Source organism: Humiphilus diazotrophicus (genome assembly GCF_059726315.1).
The window spans coordinates 4,457,948-4,476,763 of the sequence record NZ_AP040870.1 but is presented as its reverse complement, the minus strand read 5'-3'; the positions used below and the strand labels follow the sequence as shown (position 1 = coordinate 4,476,763).

Sequence of the window (18,816 nt, the reverse complement as noted above, 5' to 3'; positions counted from 1 at the left end):
AATTCCCTATGAGAAAATGCCTTTGTTGTCCACTAAATCCAATCTACGTCTATTGATAGTGCGCCTGGGTGCCATGGGAGACATTCTGCACGCACTGCCCGCTGTGACGGCTCTTCGCCGCGCGCACCCCGATTGGTTTTTAGGCTGGGCCATTGAACCGCATTGGCGTCCTTTGGTCGCAGCGGATTCGAAAGTGAAAGATAGTGGCCGCGATGCGGCAATGCCCCTGATCGATCAGGTACACCGCGTTCCAGCAAAACAGTGGGGGCGCAAACCGTTTCGCTGGTCAACGCTGCAGCAGATTCGGGCACTCAAGCAGGAACTTCGCAGTTTTCAATATGACGTCGCCGTCGATCTTCAGGGAGCGGTCCGTTCGGCTCTCTTCGGCCGATGGTCCGGAGCCCGACTGATCGGAGAAAAGGCTCCTCGCGAGTTTGCTGCAAAATGGCTCTTCCATCAGCACGTCGCCACCACAGGAAGCCATGTAATCGAGCAGGATGTTGAAATCGCCTCGGCCATTGCCTCTGACCGGCTTGCACCGGTTTCGCCATGTCTTCCGCTCGATGAAGAGGCTGAACGCTGGGCAGAAGAGGCCACAGCTTCTACAACTGGGCCGATCGTACTCCTCAATGCCGGAGCCGGTTGGGGAGCAAAACGATGGCCTGCCGAACGCTATGGAATCGTGGCCCGCAAGCTCGCCGATGCCGGATGCACGATCTTTCTGAATGTGGGACCAGGAGAGGCCGACCTCGCTGCGACCGTCGAAACAACGAGCGGAGGAGCGGCAATCACAATCGAAGCCACGGTCGGACGTCTTATTGCTCTTACCCGCCGCATCTCGCTCATGATCGCCGGAGACACAGGTCCGTTGCATTTGGCCTGCGCTTTGGGTAAACCGGTTGTGGGCATCTACGGACCTACCGATCCGGCGCGCAACGGCCCCTTCGGCTGCAATTTCCGGGTTCTACGTCATCCGGATAGCCGCCGCGACCATACGCGCTATTCCGAGCCTGAAGCCGGACTACTTACCATTACGCCGGAAGCTGTACTGGCAGCCGCCCAAGAGCTTCTTGCCGGAGTATCTACATCATGACGACAGGAACTTTTATGGAGCGTTGGCAGAGTATCGCCCGGCGCATCCGTGTACCGATGGGTTTTCTCTTTGCTGCCTTGTACCTGGTACTAGCCCGCCCGACTCCGCATACCTTGGCACTGAGCCTGGCTTTGGTAATTCCCGGAGTATGGTTGCGCGGTTACGCCGCCGGGTATGTGAAGAAGAATGCCGAACTCACCGTAACCGGTCCCTACGCACACACTCGAAATCCACTTTATGTGGGCTCTATTCTGATCGCCTTCGGATTTGCGCTGGCCTCGCGCAGTGTCTACGTAACCCTGGCTCTGGCGTTGTTTTTCGCGATTATCTATGTGCCGGTGATCTATTCCGAAGAGAAATTCCTTCGTGCTACCTTCGCCGGTTTTGACGCCTATTGCCAGCAGGTTCCCAGGCTGTTTCCGCGTCTCAGCCCGGCCCGGCTAAGTTCGGAGGGAGGACGCTTTTCCTTCGCCCTCTATCGTAAGCACCGCGAGTACAATGCGGTTATAGGCGCAACCGTTATTTATGCTGCTCTGATCCTGATATATTGCACCGGTTGGCTAAAGATGTAGATTTCCAGATCTCTGAGCGAGCCCAAGAATTTGACTTTGAAAATTCGTTTTCTTGCCTATGTGCTGTTCTTTCTCTCCGCCGCCTATTCGCTAGGAGCACAACAGGTGCCAGCGCTTGCACCGCCTCGCCCTGGCTATACCTTCCCTGCGCACCAGACGCTGACATATAGCGTGGACTGGCGTGTCTTCACGGCAGGAACCGCTGTGCTGCACCTGGACGCAGAGGGAGAAAACGAACACATCTCAGCCACGGCCGATTCCCTCGGAGCCATCAATCTGCTCTATCGCGTAGCCGACAAGTTTCAATCGGTCTTCGATCGTAAGTCAGGCTGCTCCTACCAGTTCAGTAAACAGACAGTAGAAGGCCGCCGCCAGGTCAATACCGACCTGCGCATGGTCTACCCCCAGGGAAAATCAACCCTGGATGAAAAGAACCTGATCACACGTTCGGTCAAGCACAATGAGGCAAAGATTCCGTCTTGCGTAACCGACCTTCTCTCCGCGATTTTCTACGTGGGTTCGCAACACCTGGAAGTGGGCTCTAACTTTCAATTTCCTCTAGCCGACGCGATGCGCACCATTCCCGTCACCATGAAGGTTGAAAACCGGGAAGAGGTCAAAACTCCTTCGGGTACTTACCAGACCTTGCGCGTACAACCTACGGCTGACGCCGGTGTCGTTAAGAACAGAGGAAACATCTGGATCTGGTACACGGACGACGAGCGACACATCCCCGTGCAGATGCGCGCACGCCTCTTCTGGGGAACCATTACCTTCAAACTTACTTCTGTGGAACAAAAGTAAGTTATTCGTCTACTGGATTCGATATCTCTCGCGCATGAGCCGCTGGAGACGGGGTTTGTAGATCAGGTTGTAAGCCAGTTCCTTGTCTGGAAACATAGCCAGAGCAGCACGACGCGTGTCGGCTACCATGGCAGAGGCCTCGTCGACCGTCAGAGTCATGTCCTGTCCGATCACTTGCATCACCATGTTGATCATCAACTGTAACCGCCGGATCTTGCGCTGCTCTTCCTTGATCTCTTCCGGGGTTTGCTTTAGCTGCTCAGCGTTATCGCCCGGCATCTGGGGATGAAGCCGGTTGTCTTCCGTTTCGTATGACCCCATCGAAGGTTCGTCCTCCGGTTCTTAAGCTACTGGAGCATTCTTGAATCGGTTGTAGCGGGTGCTCAACCCTCCAAGAAGCTGCAACTTGCTATTTTTCTTAGTGACGAGCGGAATCTACAGCGAATCGTACAACGGGAAGGATGCTCCCCAACCAGAAAAAGATGCGACAGGGTTCGAAGATGGGAATCGAGTGAACCTCCCCGCAAGGCATTTCTCTAGAGCGGAATCAGGGTTACCGTGTCCGATCCGGCAAGGGGTAAGTGCAGCTTTTCTTGGCGGAAAAGCTGCGCAATCCTCTGTGGCTTGCGGATACATCTACACTGATTCCGCTCTAGCGACACATCGGGCGGGAGTTCACCGTGCTTCCATCCAGAAAGAAGCAGGAGGTACCGTGCATATCCGTCCGATAAAGCTGAACGTGAGCCTGTTGCAACTCTTCCAGAGTCTCCATTCTGGGATGGTCGTAACGATTCCTGGCGCCCACGGAAATCACCCCGACAGTGGGAGCAACAGCGGAAAGAAATGCCGGAGTCGTTGAAGAAACACTCCCATGATGTCCCACCTTGAGCAGTATGCTCTTGAGCCCGCCATTGTGCACCATGAAATCCTCCACCGGACTCTCCGCATCTCCTTCGAGCAATACCGCCGTACCGCGATAGCGGGCCTGAAGAACTAACGAATCGTTGTTACTTGCCTTATCTCCAGGAACATAGAAGGTAGCTGGGGCAAGCACCGAAATATCCGTCGCTCCGAAGCGAAGCCTTTCTCCCACCACATGCGGCTTTACAGCAATTCCAAGTTGAGCAGCCTCCGCCAGAAGAGCCCTATAGCCAGGAATATCGGGATTCTTACCAACCCAAAGCTCTCGCGGACGGAAGTTACGCAATATAGCGTAGAGCCCGCCCATGTGATCGCTATGAGCATGACTCAATACAGCAACATCCAGGCGGCGGATGCCCCGTGACCAGAGCACCGGAGAAACTACATCTTCCCCAATATCGAAGTTACTTGAAGAATTCTCCTCTCCGGAATTCCCCTCCGGCCTGAAGGTCCCGCCTGCATCGATCAGCATTGTCTTACCATCTGGGGTAATGAGTAAAAGAGCATCGCCCTGGCCAACGTCAATTGCCTCGACTTCAAGCGCAGAAGTCCGATGCTGCAAAGGTCGAGGCAAAATAACAACGCCTGCAGCGATAACCATTGCAGCCAGCCCTAACCATTTCCCCCACCAGGAAAACCTCATGAAAAATATGGCCAGGGCAAAGGCAAGAATCGATGCAAGGAGAATCATCCCTGACGGTTCAGCAAGGCGGAAATCCGTTGCAGTGGAACTCCCCATCCAGTGCACCATGCCGCTGGCTGCATGCAAGATTGTCGCAGTTACGGTCGCAGGCAATGCAACGGCACCAGGCCAGAGAAATGCAACAGCAAAGGTAAGCAGAGCCAAGGGCAGCAGGAAGCTGACGAAGGGAACCAGCAGAATGTTGACTGGCAACGCAGCGATTGTCACACGATGGAAATACACAGCCATCGGTAACGTCATGGCCAATTCCATAACTGCGGAGACAAGGAACAATTCTGCAATGCGAAAGATCAATCGCAGAAAAGCGGGCATACCTTTCCATGCCAGCCAATCACCGCCGATATAGCGCAGCCGCGCAGCATACATACGCAGGACCACGCGGAATTGCGCTACTCGCGGCGACAAGTGAGGATCGAGTTCCACCTCCCGAAGCATTCTCGTTCCTCGCATCCAAGGAGTGATCCAGGATTCAATCAGAGGAGCAGCAATGCCGGCGATTGTTATTACGCTTAGCAGTGTCATCTGTAACCCTGCTTCCAGAGCGGCGCGGGGTTGAATTACAAACAAGCAGATTGCAGCGAAGCCAATCGCATTGAGTGGATTTTTCTCACGAAAGATCAGCCGAGAGAAGAGATAAACAGACACCATCAGCAGCGAACGCAGAACCGGCTGCCCTAAGCCGGTAAGCACGGCATAGCAGGAAGACACAAAGATTGTCGCCAGCGAGGCCCATAGATCCCCTAAGCGCATCCAGCGCGCCAGCCCAAAGACCATCCCCGCAACAATGGCCAAATGAAGCCCCGATACCACCAGGAGATGGAAAGAACCGGTCCTCTCGAAGCCCGCACGTAACTCTCTCGTCAGGAAGCTGCGATCACCGGCCACCATCGCCGAAAGCATCGCACCATCGGAGTGTTGAAAGCGCATCCATGTCGGGAGATGAGGAAATGCAACACCTTCAAGACTCATTAATCTCGCGCTAGCTATGTGCTGCCACTGCTGAATGCGACAGGCAAGAGTAGGAGTGATAGATCTCTGAGCAATGGCAAACCGTGAGATCCTGGCGGCTCCTAACAGATCGATTCCCTGTTCCCGAAGATAGGCTCCTCTATCCCAAACTCCCGGGCTGGCATAATGCTGAGGAGGTTCCATGCGTACATCCACGCGTACACGATCTCCACATTGCACCTGAGGTAAGGATTCTCCGGCTTTGGTGTAAAGCGTAAGTCGCAGACCACCTTCCACGGGCTGCATTTCATCGATTTCTTCGGAGACTTTTTCTACCTGCCGAACCTTAAGATCGATGGCAAGCCTTTGCTCCTGCTTCGTTCCTTGCTCTGCAAGATTCGGCCCATCTGTACGAGGATTACTAATCCGAATAACATCGCCTTCGACGGTATGAATCAAACCATCTGCCGAGTTGAGCATCTGACGATGGGGCATGGGCGAAGGTTCGACCGCTGCGCAGAAATACCCCAAGCTCAGCCAAAGAAGCACGGTAGAAATAACTCTCCAGCGGAGATCCAAGAACGCGGAAAGGGCGGTTACAAAGAAAGCCAGAAGCAGAATTGCGAGGGAATTTCCAAGAGGTAGATAGGTAACAGACTGAAGAAAGATTCCTAAGGCGAAGAGCCACGCCGAATGAAAGAGAGGAACCCGCGTAAGACTAAGGGCGTAGTCCGATAGTGATGTCTGCAACTCTTCTTTCCCGTTTGCAGCAACCATTCAGGCTCTTCCCTCTCTACATTGATTCTCACACTAAATCAGTGCAGTAATAGCATCTATTCCACCAGCTTCTGACCACTGATTTATAAGAAACTTACTCATCGAAGGTGCTCAGGATGTTATGATAGGCGCATTCGTGAAGCCGGGCTCTACGCAAGGAACGGAATCCGGCTATCACGCAAATTCAATTCAGGCGGGACGCGCAGGTGTTAGAGCACCATACGCGACCCTAGCCACTAACAAGCCCACTGGAGGGCCCACTAATGGTTACTTGTCACTTTAAATTCTCTATTCCCCCGACACAAGCCGGGCGGTCATTTCAGCTCTTTTCACCCCCTTTTTTCTCCCTCTCGATGACTCACGCTCAAGGTCGTTTTTCCCCGAGAACCTGAGTATTTTCCCGATTTCTAGCATCCTGGAGCAACTTCGGTTTCGGTACGGTTCCGTCAGAGTGACAAAGCACGGCCATTTCCGACAGGAATAGTCCTGCGAAATTCCTTTGAGGGATGACGCCGGAACCAGAGGTATTGGTGCTACGGGATTCGTGTGCTCAAAAGCATTTCCCGAAATACTGTGAACTTTCCAAGTAAGGGGGAGAGCGGCTTTCTTTGGCGGAAAGCCGCGCCAACTTCTATTGCTTCGGTCTACATCTTTTCGGGAAATGCTCAAAATCCGGGTCGCTCTGTTCTTGAGCTTTGCGGGAGAGGTGTGTCTTCTCGACGAGCCAGCGCAGACGGCCCGAATTTCTCATTCATATTGCGACGACACAGCCCCCTGTGCGCAGAGATGGAGGAAAGATGGAGATTCTTGAGGCTTACAAACTAGTCCCACCGGAGGGGCGCCCCGTCCGGATTTATGAATTTCGAGGACGCCGTTCCGTCCAGGCCGAAGCAGCAGACGACGCAGGACAGGTAGTGAAAATCGCAAAACGAGGAAAATCATGGACTATTCACGTAGCAGCCGAAAGCTTATTCGATGCTGTAGTCCATCTGCACAGCTGCCACCCGGAGTTCGCCGCCAGAAAGGTAACTTGCTTAGGAACAATGCTAGCAAGAAGCAATACCCCGTCGGCCCGGGAAGGAATTAAGAAGTCCGCTGGAGATGCTACACCTTTCCACCCTGAAAGCAATCAACAGTAACCACAGATAGAACGAACACAATCCAGACTGAGAAAAGAACAGAATAAAATGCTTCACTGAATCGACTTTAGGTAGCTGACAATTTCCCAGCGCTCGGACTCTGGGAGAGAAGACCAGGAAGGCATTCCCTTGCCCATCTCTCCCTGACGAAGGAACCATTCGATGTCGCCGTCCGTCGCGTTCAGCAACCGGGCATTTCGCAACGATGGATACTTGGCTCCGTCACCGCTCGCGTTTGCGCGATGGCAGCCCTCGCAATGCTCGTGATATGCCGCAGCACCAGCGTTAACTGCTTGTAACCGGCCTGCCATGGGGTTGATACGCCGATGATCGACTTCCGGGATATGCTCCCAACGATGGACGAAATAGGAGGTAATCATTACAGCAAAAAGACCGTATAAGGCACAGACCGGCACCATCGACCATGCTTTCACAGCACCACGCCGGAAGATCAGCCACAGGAAAGCAATTGCAGCCATCGTGATGAAGCTGGCGATTAGCAAGGAACGATCAAAACGCCAGGAGGTAAAGAAGAGCCCTAGCGCGCTGGGAATCGTTGCCTGAATCATCATGGCCCCGGAGATATTGGCCAGCGCCAGACGCTCCTTTCCCTGTCGCACCCAGATCAACGCATTCATCGTCTCTGGAAGCTCGGTAGCAATGGGACTAAGCAGCAATGCAGCCATCTGAGAGGGCCAGTGGAGAGCCGTCGCAATCGAACCGAGTTGCACCACGAAAAGATGGGAGGCAAATCCAATGACAGCCAATGCGAGAACTGTCTGTATAGCCGCCCAGCCCAAAGATGGGGTGTCACGGCTGATTCTCAATGGCTCGATTTCGCTTTCTTCGACAGCGGAACTGCGATCTCCCATCATTTTGTAGGCATAGGTAGCATATGCAGCGACAAAGAAGAGGCCGAAGAGATGTTTGAAAGGAAAAGCCACCACCCCGAGGAAGACCTTGAAGGCGAAGATCAGCATAAAAAGGCCCTGATCGCGGCTGATGCTGCGATGATCAACCTGAATGGTGCAGCTCTTACGATCCAGTCCTTTCCAATTCAGAAGAAGAGAGCATCCCACGACAGCATAAGCCAGGGTCGATAAGACCAACGGGCCACCGAGCGCAGCACCAACGCCTAGATCCTTTTGTACCGAGTTATGGCCAAATACGACAGCAATGAAGGTGACACTGCTTTCAGGAAGAGCGGTTCCAAAGGCAGCCAGAACAGCGCCAATCGCCATCGCTCCCAGCTTCAGATGCTTGCCGCACCACTCGATTCCATTAACGAAGTATTCGCAGGCCCCATAAATCAGCGCAGCTGATAAGAAAAATAATGCAAAAGTAATAAACATCAAGTTCTTGCCTAATTAAGATCTAGTGAATCGCGGCATTGTTCGAAGTGTATTCCAATCCCGGCAACTTACCATTATCTCGAACCCAACGCCTATTTCGAAAACCCCATAATGGGAAATAAACTCAGGTTCAACCTGATAGCCCGGATCAAACCATGAGGCAGAATTTCTTCTTTTGCCTTGATCCTGTTTTCACCAGTCTTTTTCATAGGGTCTGGTTGCCTTTTGCGATACTCTCGTAGTGAAGTTTTTCGCGACCGGTACGTGAATGCGCCAATATTTCGTTCGAATTGCCAATAGCTGGGCCGTAATCCTGCTGGCCCTTAGCTTCTCTTCTCCCACTCGTCTTGTGCTAGCCCAACAGCCCACAAACAACGCGGTTGAGGCTGACACCGCGATAACGTCCTCGATGGACAACACGGTGGCAAACTATCGCAAGATTATTGTGCTCATGGATGGGGCCAACGCTCTCGATGAAGGCAACCGGGAGCGTGTCCGCACGGCAGCATGGATTCTCTCGGAGAAGAATCGAGAGGATCTCGAAGGCATGGAAGAAGCTTTTCGCGTAAGCACGGCAAAAAACGACTTCCGGCCAGTCGAAGTCTTTCTGTCCCATCTCGAAAGTGGTCAGGACCTGCGCGATGCTGACAAACTGGCCTTTCGGGATTTGCTCGACGGTCTGGCATCCCTGTCTCCTCAAGCTAGCCTGGGCGCTCCGCTACGCAAGCGAATTGCTGACGATGTGGCTGCGGTAGAACAAATTCACATTCTCTACCAGAAGGAAAGCTCCCAGATCTTCTCCGGCATTCAGACCCGGGGAATGACTATCCATCGCGAGGCATGGGATCATTACGTCGCATTCCTGAAAACGAAGTACACCCGCGAACAGATTCTTCAAGAAATCGCCTCGCAGCTTCCTCCAGCAGAATCGCGCGGCGGCGCATCGGCAAAGAGCAAACTCGAAATTTCCGGAACGGAATTACCTCAGAAGACAATTGCCCTGACCTTCGACGATGGCCCCCATCCGCGCTATACCGATCAGGTGCTGGCCATTCTGAAAAAGTACGGTATCCACGCGGTCTTCTTCGAAGTAGGCAAGAATCTGGGAACGACTAACGAGAAGAACGAAGTTGCCCTCGGTGCTGCCTCCAAGGCGAGTTACAGGGTTCTGGAGTCGGGCTCAGTCATTGGGAATCACAGCTACAGCCATCCCGTTCTTCCGAAGCTGGATCAGGCCTCTCTCTCCAAAGAGATCAATTCCACCAATACTCTTTTGACCTACATTCTGAAGGTTCCGCCCGTTCTCTTCCGTCCGCCCTATGGGGCTACCAACACAACGATCCTGGACAAGATTCAAGCGGACAACATGAAGACGGTCATCTGGAATATCGATTCCGAAGACTGGGCCGATCCCGTGCCGAACTCCGTTGCGCAGAGAGTGCTCAACGCAGTTGAGAAACAGCATCGCGGCATCATTCTCTTTCACGATATTCATAAGGTCGGCATCGAAGCTCTTCCTACAGTTATCGAGACGCTACAGGCCGATGGATATAAGTTCGTTTCCTGGAATGGAACGGCTTTTGCCCCCTCCGACACTCGTGGAGAACAGACTGCTGCCGCACCTGCACAACCTGTCGTACAGCCCTATCACGATAGCTGGGCGGCTGTTATCGGTATCGACGATTATGCAAACTGGCAGAAGCTGAGTTATGCCTCGCACGATGCGCAGGGCGTAAAAGACCTCCTCATCCAGAAATACAACTTTAAGCCGGACCACATTTTCACCCTTCTGAACGGACAGGCCACGAGGCAGAATATTCTGTCTCTTCTTGGCGACAAACTTGGTGACCCTAATTTAGTTCAGAAAGACGATCGTGTTCTCGTCTTTTATGCAGGGCATGGAGCAACACGCAAGCTCGCTTCAGGACGTGAGCTCGGCTATATCATCCCGGTTGACGCTGACCTTACCAATTACGAAGGTAGCGCCATCTCCATGACGAACTTTCAGGACATCTCCGAAGCCATTCCCGCGAAGCATCTGCTCTTCATCATGGACTCGTGCTACAGCGGACTGGCTTTGACACGTGGTGGCAACGTTCTGTCTTCGCTGAACTATCTCACTGAAATCTCTCGTCGCGAAGCCCGTCAGATGTTTACCGCCGGTGGTGCCGACCAGCAAGTAGCCGACAATGGACCCAATGGTCACTCCGTCTTTACCTGGACATTGTTGCAGGGACTCGATGGCCGTGCCGATTTGAATGGGGATGGAGTCATTACCGCAACTGAGCTTGCCGCCTATGTTGCCCCCGCTGTTTCCGCTCTGTCCCGGCAGACACCCGCCTTTGGCAATCTGCCCGGCACAGAGGGAGGAGACTTCATCTTCGACCTCAAGCACGAGACTGAATTTCTCAGTGAAGATTCAGCGCAGCTTGGCGACGATGCAATCAAGCTGAACAGTGAACTCGAAAAGCTTCGTGCGCAAAACGAGGAGCTTCGCAAACAACTGGAGACAGCCCAGGCTAAGTTGAAGCAAAACATTCGTCCCAGCTCCACGCCTGCACCGTTAACCAAAAGCAACTCAGCGCCTTCTTCCATAACGCCAAACATCTCTCCAATTCCGCGTCAGGACACCGCCGCAGCGGCAAATGATGAGGGTATGCGTTTGTATAAGGAAAAGCGCTATGCAGATGCGGCAGCAAAATTTACAGAGGCAACGAAGCTGCAACCTGCCCGTGCTCTGTACGCCAACAATGTTGGATTTGCTTACTTCCGGCTGGCACAGTACGACGCAGCAGTGAAGTGGTTTCAGCAAGCTATAACCCTGGACTCCAAGCGGGCTGTCGCCTATCTGAATCTCGCAGATGCTTACCTTGCTTTACAGAAGAAGGCCGAAGCTAAAGATGCTTATGAAAAGTTCCTGGCCTTGTCTCCAAATTCGAAGAGTGCCGCAGATATTCGGGAGAAGATAAAGACCTTGAATTGAGAAGTAGTATAAGCAATCTCGTGTGTCCCCTCTTAACTCGCTTTGCTCGTGAGATGGGACACACACCATTTGCAGGGTCAATTCTTCCGGCTACCGAGACTACAATATCCACTTACCTTCCACGATGTCTTGTCCGGGCCAAAGCTGTATCCTTCCAACTACTTTCGGCGCCTGCTTATGACTCTAGCTCCAGTTCAGCAACGGATTCCATATGAAAGGTTTGAGGAAAGAGATCGACCATACTTATCTTTCGCAAACGGTATCCGGACGCGGTCAAAGCATTCAAATCCCGACCTAAAGTAGAAGGATCGCAAGAGACATAAACAATCTGCTTGCTGCCGACCTGTCGCAATAATCCCGTTACTTCTTTTCCTAAACCCGCGCGTGGAGGATCGACAACAATCAGCTCCGGTTTCTGATCTGTTTTCTGGTTGCGGCGCAAAAATTCGAGAGTTCCCATTCGCACGCGTTGATGCGGCGAAGAGAGGTTATAACCTAAGTCCGCACTGGAGGAGGGTGCTGCTTCGACAGCTACGACGCGAGCAAAGCGGTCGGCAAGCGCCCGAGCAAAGAGTCCTACACCAGCGTATAAATCCCACGCCAGTCGGCCACTTCTTCCTTCGGTGACCAGTTCAACCAAACGCTCGACGAGAAAACGGTTCACCTGAAAGAACGATCCTGCACTTACCCGGTAAGAGTGCTCCCCTACACGGTATTCCAGGAAGGACGCTCCGAATTGCTTTAGAAGCGGACCACGCAGTTCTTCTTCTTTGTCCTCAGCCTTCGAGAAAATGGCCATGCTGCATAGCTCCGGAAGTCTGGTATGAAAGACTTCCCAAGCGTCCTGAAATTTTCCCGGATTAATGTTGCTCTTTGCTGTTACAGATAGCAAAAGAGAGCTCTCGTCTCCGTTACAAAAGAACTCAATTTCTCTGGCCCAATCGGACAAGCCATTTTTTTGTGCCGTCTCTGTAAGAACACGGATGGCGCGCTCAAGCAGCGGAGCGGCTATGGGGCAACGGTCTACGGCAATCGTCTCGTGCGATTTCCAGCCACGGTAGGCAAAGGGCAACGGACTGGCAGGTTTTACCAGGAGACGAATGCGATTGCGATAATTCCACGGCTCGGCGGAAACCACTTCTATCGGCGGAAACTCTCGAATACCTGCACGAGAAAGGGTCTCTTCCAGAACAGACTGCTTGATCTTTAGTTGCCCTGCATAATCGGCATGCTGATAATGGCAACCGCCACAACGAGCAAAATAGGAGCAGGGCGGCTCGATACGAAGAGGCGATGCAGTAAGCACAGCATCGAGTTCCGCGTTGGCGAAGCTGCGCTTCTCTTCGACAATATGAGCCTCAACCTCTTCGCCGGGCAAAGCCAAAGGCACAAAGAAGGTTTTGCCCTCTACGCGAGTAAGGCCAAGGCCTCCATAGACAGCCTTTTCAATAGAAAGCTTCATGCCATGCTCATATAAAACAGACTGAGTCGAGGAAGCTTATACCGTTCCAGAAGCCGCTTGTGAAGAAATTGCTGTTCTACTTGGCGAATCTGAGCGGTCTGCATGCGGCTGCGATATTGTGACAATTCACGAGCCGCGCTTTCGCGCATCACGATCATATCGGCCTCAGGTGCAGCGGTAATCAGCGCGGCAAAAAGCTTCTCTTCAAGCACGGTAAGGTTGCGTTCCAGATCTTCCAGCTTCGGCTCGCATTTTCTTACTTCTGCAGCAAGAGCTGTTAACCGTTGGGCAAGCTCCTTCAGTAGCGGATGCTGTAGCTGCGAGTCATCAAGCGCTTTGGAACAACTTTCGAGATACGCGGCAACCCGCTCTTGTTCAAAGCCGCTGGAAGCTGTCTCCTTTGTCGAATTTGCGCCGATGGCAGCCTCTTTCATCTCTTCGGCTGCTTCCATCACGGCTTGCGAGCAATAGGCCAACCCATTTACCCGCCGCACATTCCCACGGCTCTTGCGTGCTTCGTACTTATCGAAAGCAACATCGATCCCGCGCAATACTGCTTCCAGAGGTATTCCGGCTTCGCGCCAGGTTTCGATCAAAGCCCAATCCAGCGTTGAAAGAAGTAACAGCGATCCCCGCCTCTGCTGGAAACGTGCTTCAATCTCGGTGAAATAATTGAAATAGTTCTTCACTGCTTAGGAAATGCCCTCTTACTCTTCCACCGGCCGGGCATGTGCTCGTGTCCGTGCTGTGCGATTGCGCTCAAATACGATTCGCAAGCCTTCAAGCGTCAGCATGTCATCCATCTCGGAGATGTACTTGGATTCACCGACAACGAGCTTTGCCAATCCCCCGGTACCAACAATCTTGGGCTTCGTGCCCAGTTCCGCGATCATGCGTTCAAGGATGCCGTCGACCAATCCGATGTAACCGTAGTAGAGCCCACTCTGCAAATGAGCACTGGTATTTGTGCCAATCACCTTGATCGGTTTCTTGATGTCGACACGTGCCAACCGCGCCGCACGTGAGAACAAGGCATCGGCAGAGATTCCCAGCCCAGGAGCAATCACTCCGCCACAGTACTCGCCCTTTGCCGAGATTACGTCGAAGGTCGTAGCCGTCCCAAAGTCCACTACGATACAAGGCCCGCCAAAACGCTCGTATGCTGCGATCCCATTTACCAGGCGGTCTGCACCAAGCTCGGCAGGGTTATCGACAATGATCGGCATGCCGGTCTTGATCCCAGGCTCTACAAAGAGAGGCTTGATATTGAAATAGCGCTCACAGACACGCCGCAAAGTGGTCTCTACCGGAGGAACCACGCTCGAAATGATGATGTGGGTAACAGAGTCCACTGACAGCTGTTGCATGCTGAAGAGATTGACAAAGAGAACTCCGTATTCATCGGCTGTCTGTGTCTTATGCGTAGTAACGCGCCAGTGCGCAACTAACTTAGCCGGGGTAGCCTCCAATTGATAGAGGCCGAGCACCGTATTCGTATTTCCTACGTCCAGGGTCAATAACATCGTGTCCTCGCCTCTAGTCTTTAAGCTCACGCACTCCGCCGGTCAGTACCGTTCGCATACCGTCGGACGTGCGCACTTGAAGGAATCCTCTCGCATCCAAACCGGCTGTCATGCCGCGAAACTCTTCCGGATCTCCAACTACAACCCGCTTATTCCGGACCCAGGAAGAGATGCTTTCTACTCTCGACAGTATTTCCGGGGCCGATTGGCCAGCTGTCTCTGCCGAGGTCAGCCGCATAATCTCTCGATGGAGCGAATGTAGCAACGCTACTAACAGATCCTGACGAGCCCATTCTTTGCCGCTTTCAACTCGCAGAGAAGTTGCAATCGGTTCCAACTCCGGGGGAAACCAATCGTGATGGACATTGATGCCGATTCCCATCACAGCATGTCGTACCCGAGTTGCCTCGGCCTGCATCTCGATCAAGATCCCACAAAACTTCTTTCCATTTAGCAGCAGATCGTTTGGCCAACGAAGATCCGCCTCAAGCCCTGTAACCTGCTTCACCGCCTGGTGGACAGCGAGTCCGGCGATAAGCGATAGCCACAATACATCTGCAGGCGCTATCTTCGGGCGCAACAGAATGCTTACATACAAACCGGAGCCGGGAGCAGAATGCCAGGTATGCCCGCCGCGGCCTTTCCCGGCTGTCTGTTCATCTGCAAAATAGACCGAATCTCCATCGGCGCCCTCCTGTGCCTTTTGCATGGCATAAGTATTTGTCGAACCGATAGAAGAAAAGTGGTGCAGCTTGCCTGCGAACGGAGTTGCAGCTAGCGCGTGATCTAAAGAAGCAAGATCAAAGGAATCTGTCATGCCTTCAGTTCACTTCAGCAGCGATTCTCATACTGAGGTCGACTGCCGGAGCTGAATGGGTCAATGCGCCAACCGAGATGAAGTCGACACCGGCTAAAGCGTAATCCCGGATATTGGCAAGCACAATGCCGCCCGAAGCTTCGACATAGATATCACGCCCAGTAGCACGAATCTTTTCGACGGCCTGCTTCACCTCGACTGGGGTCATGTTATCCAGCAACAAGGCTCCCACGCCCAGTTCGAGAGCCTTATCCAGCTCTTCAAAACTGCGCACTTCAACCTCGATAACCCGCTGCCCGGCTTTGCGCTTCTCTAATGCACAGCGAACCACAGTTTCAAAACCACCGCCAAGAGAAATATGGTTGTTCTTGATCAGAACGCCATCGGACAAATCCAGCCGGTGATTGGTACCGCCGCCGCAGAGAACTGCATACTTCTCCAGCATTCGCAAGCCGGGAACAGTCTTTCGGGTATCCAGGACCTTGGCCTTGGTTCCGGCTACAGCATCGACATACTGCCGGGTAGCCGTAGCAATGCCGCTCAGATGTTGCAGCAGATTCAGAATCACACGCTCGCAGGCAAGCAATACGCGAGCATTGTGCCGAACGACAGCCAGTGACTGTCCTTTCTTGACGCGAACACCATCGAAGATCTCCGGGTGGCTTACAACCTCGAAACGCGTAGCGAGCTTTTTATCCAGCCGCGCAAAGATATCGAGGAACCGGGGAATGGCGCCCAGTCCTGCAACAACACAATCCTGCTTGGCTATTACTGTTGCCGCAGCACGCAGGTGCGGATCAATTGTCAGCTCTGTTGTCGCATCGTGAGTTGCTTTGTCCTCAATGAGGGCCTGCTCCAACACCGCTTCAACTTTACGGCTCTTCCAATCCATTCCAAATCCTTTTCGCTTTAGGCGCCGAGGGACTCCAACCCTCCACGAGTCTTCTCCAGCAGCAAGCGAAGCTCGCCTTCACGCTTACGAAGGCCTTCCACCACATGTGCAGGAGCTTTGGCCAGGAAACCTTCGTTCCCCAACTGGCGCTGAGCATTGGCTAATTCTTTTTCGAAGCGCGCCAGGTCTTTGCTCAACCGTTCGCGTTCGGCGGCAACATCGATCTTCTTTTCGTACACAACCTCCAACTCGAAGTTGAGGCTGGTGCGCTTGTTGCCCCCATCAGGAATAGCGTCAACAAAAGAAATTTCACTTACCTTTGCCAGTTTCTGAACGATAGCAACATTGGCCTTTACGCTCGCACCCAATTCGGAGCTCATATGCAGATGGATCGGCGTTTGCGCCTTCTCCTCGACACCGATCTCCTTGCGGGTCGCACGGGTCTGGACAATCAGATCCTGCAAAACTGCCATTTCGCGCTCGGCAAGTTCGTCTACGGCAGCTGCAGCCCGTTGCGGATAGCGGGTGAACGCGATGGATTTTTCCTTCGGTTTGCCGTCGTAGAACGCATGCCATAACTCCTCTGTCAGGAAAGGCATGAAAGGAGACAGCAGGCGCAGGGCCGACTCAAAGACACCCAGGAGCGTCTTCAAGGCAGCAGTGGTCCCAGCCTTATCGGCACCTTCGTTGAAGTCCAGACGAAGCTTTACGATCTCCAGATACCAGTCGCAAACCTCACCCCAGAAGAACTGATAGACAAGATTCGCTGCCTCGTGGAAGCGATATTCCGCCAAGGCCTGATTCACCTCTCCCGCCGTCTGGTTCAGACGCGAGACGATCCAGCGAGCCTCAATCGGATCGGTAGAGGCTATAGTCGGTTCAGCAGGCAGTTGGAAGGGATCAATCGTAATCCCCACTTCCTTGGCACGATCCACCTGGAGGAATAAGAAGCGAGCTGCATTCCAGATCTTGTTCGCAAAAGCGCGATAGCCTTCGGTACGCGCTTCATTGAAGGCGATATCGGTACCGGGAGAAGCCATAGCCGCAAGCGTAAAGCGTACGGCATCCGTTCCAAAGCGGCTTACGATCTCAATCGGATCGATCACGTTGCCTTTGGTCTTGGACATCTTCTGACGGTCGGCATCACGCACCAGAGCGTGAATATAGACTTCGCGGAAGGGCACCGCATCTTCCAGAGATCTCTGACTGCCGTCAGCCATGGGAACATCCAGCATGAAGTGGCAGCCAAGCATGATCATGCGGGCGACCCAGAAAAAGAGGATGTCGAAGCCCGTCACCAGCAGCTGCGTCGGATAGAAGATATCCAGATCCGAAGCATGTTTTGGCCAGCCGAAGACAGAACAAGGCAGCAGCCCGGAGCTGAACCAGGTGTCCAGCACATCTGTTTCCTGCTCGATGCGAGCACTGCCGCAGTGAGCACACTTATCCGGAGTCTCGCGAGCCACCGTAATCTCATGGCACTTGGAACAATGCCAAGCGGGAATACGATGTCCCCACCACAGCTGGCGTGAGATACACCAGTCATGGATGTTGCGCATCCACTCGAAGTAGGTTTTTGCGTATTGAGCTGGCGTGAAGCGGATATAGCCCTTCTCGACTGCTTCAATTGCCTTTTCGGCCAGAGGCTGAATCTTGATAAACCACTGGGTTGAGAGACGAGGCTCCACTACCGTCTTGCAACGGTCACACTTACCGATCGCATTGACGTGATCCTTGACGCCAACCAGCAGCCCCAGGGTCTCCAGTTCCTCGACAATCTTCTTGCGAGCCACGTAACGGTCGAGCCCTGCGAATTTTCCGGCAGCAGCGGACATGTGTGCCGCGAAATCCATCACGTCGATGGAGGGCAGTCCATGGCGTTTTCCCAAAGCAAAGTCGTTGGGATCGTGAGCCGGGGTTACCTTTACGGCACCGGTACCGAAATCGCGGCTTACCCACTCATCCGTGATCACGGGAATCTCTCGTCCGACGAGAGGCAGCTTCAGCTTCTTCCCATGCAGGTGCTTATAGCGCTCGTCTTCCGGATGTACAGCCACGGCAACGTCGCCCAGCATGGTCTCCGGACGCGTTGTAGCAATGGTCAGGTATTCTCCGGGAAGGCCGATCACGGGATAACGAATCTCCCAAAGCTTGCCCTGTTGCTCCTCGTGAACCACTTCCAGGTCGGAAATAGCTGTCTGGCAGCGTGGGCACCAGTTGACGATATACGCACCGCGATAGATGAGTCCCTGCTCGTACAGGCGGACGAAGGCTTCCTTCACCGCTACCGTCAGGTTCTCGTCCATGGTGAAGTATTCACGGGACCAGTCGACACTGGCTCCCAACCGCTTCATCTGGTCGAGAATCGCGTTCCCGTAAAGCTGCTTCCACTCCCAGACGCGGTCAATGAAGGCCTCGCGCCCTAATTCCTGGCGGCTCTTACCTTCGGAGGTAAGCTGGCGCTCCACCATCATCTGGGTGGCGATTCCGGCGTGGTCTGTGCCGGGCAGCCATAGAGACATATCGCCGGTCATGCGGTGCCAGCGGGTCAGGATATCCATCTCCGTCTGGTTAAGCATGTGCCCCATGTGGAGGCGCCCGGTAACGTTCGGCGGCGGCAGAAGGATGGTAAAGATGTTTTGGCCGGGGGCCGGCTTCGCCGACGGCACGTCAAACAACCGCTCCTGGACCCAATAGCTGGCCCAGCGGTCTTCAATTTTAGTGGGATCGTAAGCTTTCGGAAGATCGTGAGACATTTCGGATTGGCACTCTGGCAGCCACTTTTACTGCGGCCACTCTTCACGATAGCACAGCAAAACCGCTCATTCTG

General features: G+C 53.5%; 14 protein-coding genes. 5 read left to right on the top strand and 9 right to left on the bottom strand.

The features are described 5' to 3' along the window. Positions 1 to 25: 25 nt before the first annotated feature. From AC6I7T_RS18985 to AC6I7T_RS18975, 3 genes are read left to right on the top strand one after another with little or no spacing between them, the layout of a single operon-like run. The gene (locus tag AC6I7T_RS18985; RefSeq protein ID WP_497789056.1) at positions 26 to 1,093 is read left to right on the top strand and encodes a glycosyltransferase family 9 protein; all 1,068 of its coding nucleotides are present in this window, start codon (positions 26 to 28) and stop codon (positions 1,091 to 1,093) included. Next, positions 1,090 to 1,665: a methyltransferase family protein gene (locus AC6I7T_RS18980; protein WP_497789054.1), complete on the top strand. Its 576-nt coding sequence runs from the start codon at positions 1,090 to 1,092 to the stop codon at positions 1,663 to 1,665. The genes AC6I7T_RS18985 and AC6I7T_RS18980 overlap by 4 nt, the downstream gene beginning before the upstream one ends. 36 nt (positions 1,666 to 1,701) lie before the next feature. Beyond that, entirely contained in the window at positions 1,702 to 2,469 is a 768-nt protein-coding gene (locus tag AC6I7T_RS18975) for a DUF3108 domain-containing protein (RefSeq protein ID WP_497789052.1), read from the top strand. Between the two features lie 9 nt (positions 2,470 to 2,478). Here the strand turns inward: AC6I7T_RS18975 and AC6I7T_RS18970 are convergent, their stop codons facing one another. Together AC6I7T_RS18970 and AC6I7T_RS18965 are read right to left on the bottom strand one after the other, a co-directional pair. Then, positions 2,479 to 2,790 (bottom strand): hypothetical protein, encoded by a 312-nt coding sequence (locus tag AC6I7T_RS18970; protein ID WP_497789051.1) that lies wholly within the window; start codon positions 2,788 to 2,790, stop codon positions 2,479 to 2,481. Positions 2,791 to 3,121: 331 nt separating this feature from the next. Beyond that, positions 3,122 to 5,818 carry a ComEC/Rec2 family competence protein gene (locus AC6I7T_RS18965; protein WP_497789049.1) on the bottom strand — a complete coding sequence of 899 codons (2,697 nt, stop codon included), beginning with the start codon at positions 5,816 to 5,818 and terminating at the stop codon, positions 3,122 to 3,124. A gap of 797 nt (positions 5,819 to 6,615) precedes the next feature. On the opposite strand from AC6I7T_RS18965, the gene AC6I7T_RS18960 reads away from it, so the two are divergent. Then, positions 6,616 to 6,957: a hypothetical protein gene (locus tag AC6I7T_RS18960; protein ID WP_497789048.1), complete on the top strand. Its 342-nt coding sequence runs from the start codon at positions 6,616 to 6,618 to the stop codon at positions 6,955 to 6,957. A gap of 53 nt (positions 6,958 to 7,010) precedes the next feature. Here AC6I7T_RS18960 and AC6I7T_RS18955 read toward each other — a convergent pair whose 3' ends face one another. After that, positions 7,011 to 8,309 (bottom strand): calcium:cation antiporter family protein, encoded by a 1,299-nt coding sequence (locus AC6I7T_RS18955; protein WP_497789047.1) that lies wholly within the window; start codon positions 8,307 to 8,309, stop codon positions 7,011 to 7,013. 268 nt (positions 8,310 to 8,577) lie between these two features. Between AC6I7T_RS18955 and AC6I7T_RS18950 the strand changes: the two genes are divergently transcribed. Then, the gene (locus AC6I7T_RS18950) at positions 8,578 to 11,292 is read left to right on the top strand and encodes a polysaccharide deacetylase family protein (protein WP_497789046.1); all 2,715 of its coding nucleotides are present in this window, start codon (positions 8,578 to 8,580) and stop codon (positions 11,290 to 11,292) included. Positions 11,293 to 11,467: 175 nt separating this feature from the next. Here the strand turns inward: AC6I7T_RS18950 and rlmD are convergent, their stop codons facing one another. The 6 genes from rlmD to AC6I7T_RS18920 are packed head-to-tail and all read right to left on the bottom strand — an operon-like array spanning position 11,468 to position 18,742. After that, complete coding sequence (gene rlmD, locus AC6I7T_RS18945; protein ID WP_497789044.1) at positions 11,468 to 12,754, bottom strand: 23S rRNA (uracil(1939)-C(5))-methyltransferase RlmD; 1,287 nt, start codon at positions 12,752 to 12,754, stop codon at positions 11,468 to 11,470. After that, a complete protein-coding gene (locus AC6I7T_RS18940) occupies positions 12,751 to 13,443 on the bottom strand; it encodes a hypothetical protein (RefSeq protein WP_497789043.1) in 693 nt (230 codons plus the stop codon). The genes rlmD and AC6I7T_RS18940 overlap by 4 nt, the downstream gene beginning before the upstream one ends. 18 nt (positions 13,444 to 13,461) lie before the next feature. Next, positions 13,462 to 14,277: a type III pantothenate kinase gene (locus AC6I7T_RS18935; RefSeq protein ID WP_497789042.1), complete on the bottom strand. Its 816-nt coding sequence runs from the start codon at positions 14,275 to 14,277 to the stop codon at positions 13,462 to 13,464. 13 nt (positions 14,278 to 14,290) lie between these two features. After that, complete coding sequence (locus AC6I7T_RS18930; protein WP_497789041.1) at positions 14,291 to 15,094, bottom strand: biotin--[acetyl-CoA-carboxylase] ligase; 804 nt, start codon at positions 15,092 to 15,094, stop codon at positions 14,291 to 14,293. Positions 15,095 to 15,098: 4 nt separating this feature from the next. Then, positions 15,099 to 15,986, bottom strand: a complete 888-nt coding sequence (nadC, locus tag AC6I7T_RS18925) for a carboxylating nicotinate-nucleotide diphosphorylase (RefSeq protein WP_497789039.1) — start codon at positions 15,984 to 15,986, stop codon at positions 15,099 to 15,101. A gap of 17 nt (positions 15,987 to 16,003) precedes the next feature. Further along, positions 16,004 to 18,742 (bottom strand): valine--tRNA ligase, encoded by a 2,739-nt coding sequence (locus AC6I7T_RS18920; RefSeq protein ID WP_497789038.1) that lies wholly within the window; start codon positions 18,740 to 18,742, stop codon positions 16,004 to 16,006. Positions 18,743 to 18,816: the final 74 nt, after the last annotated feature.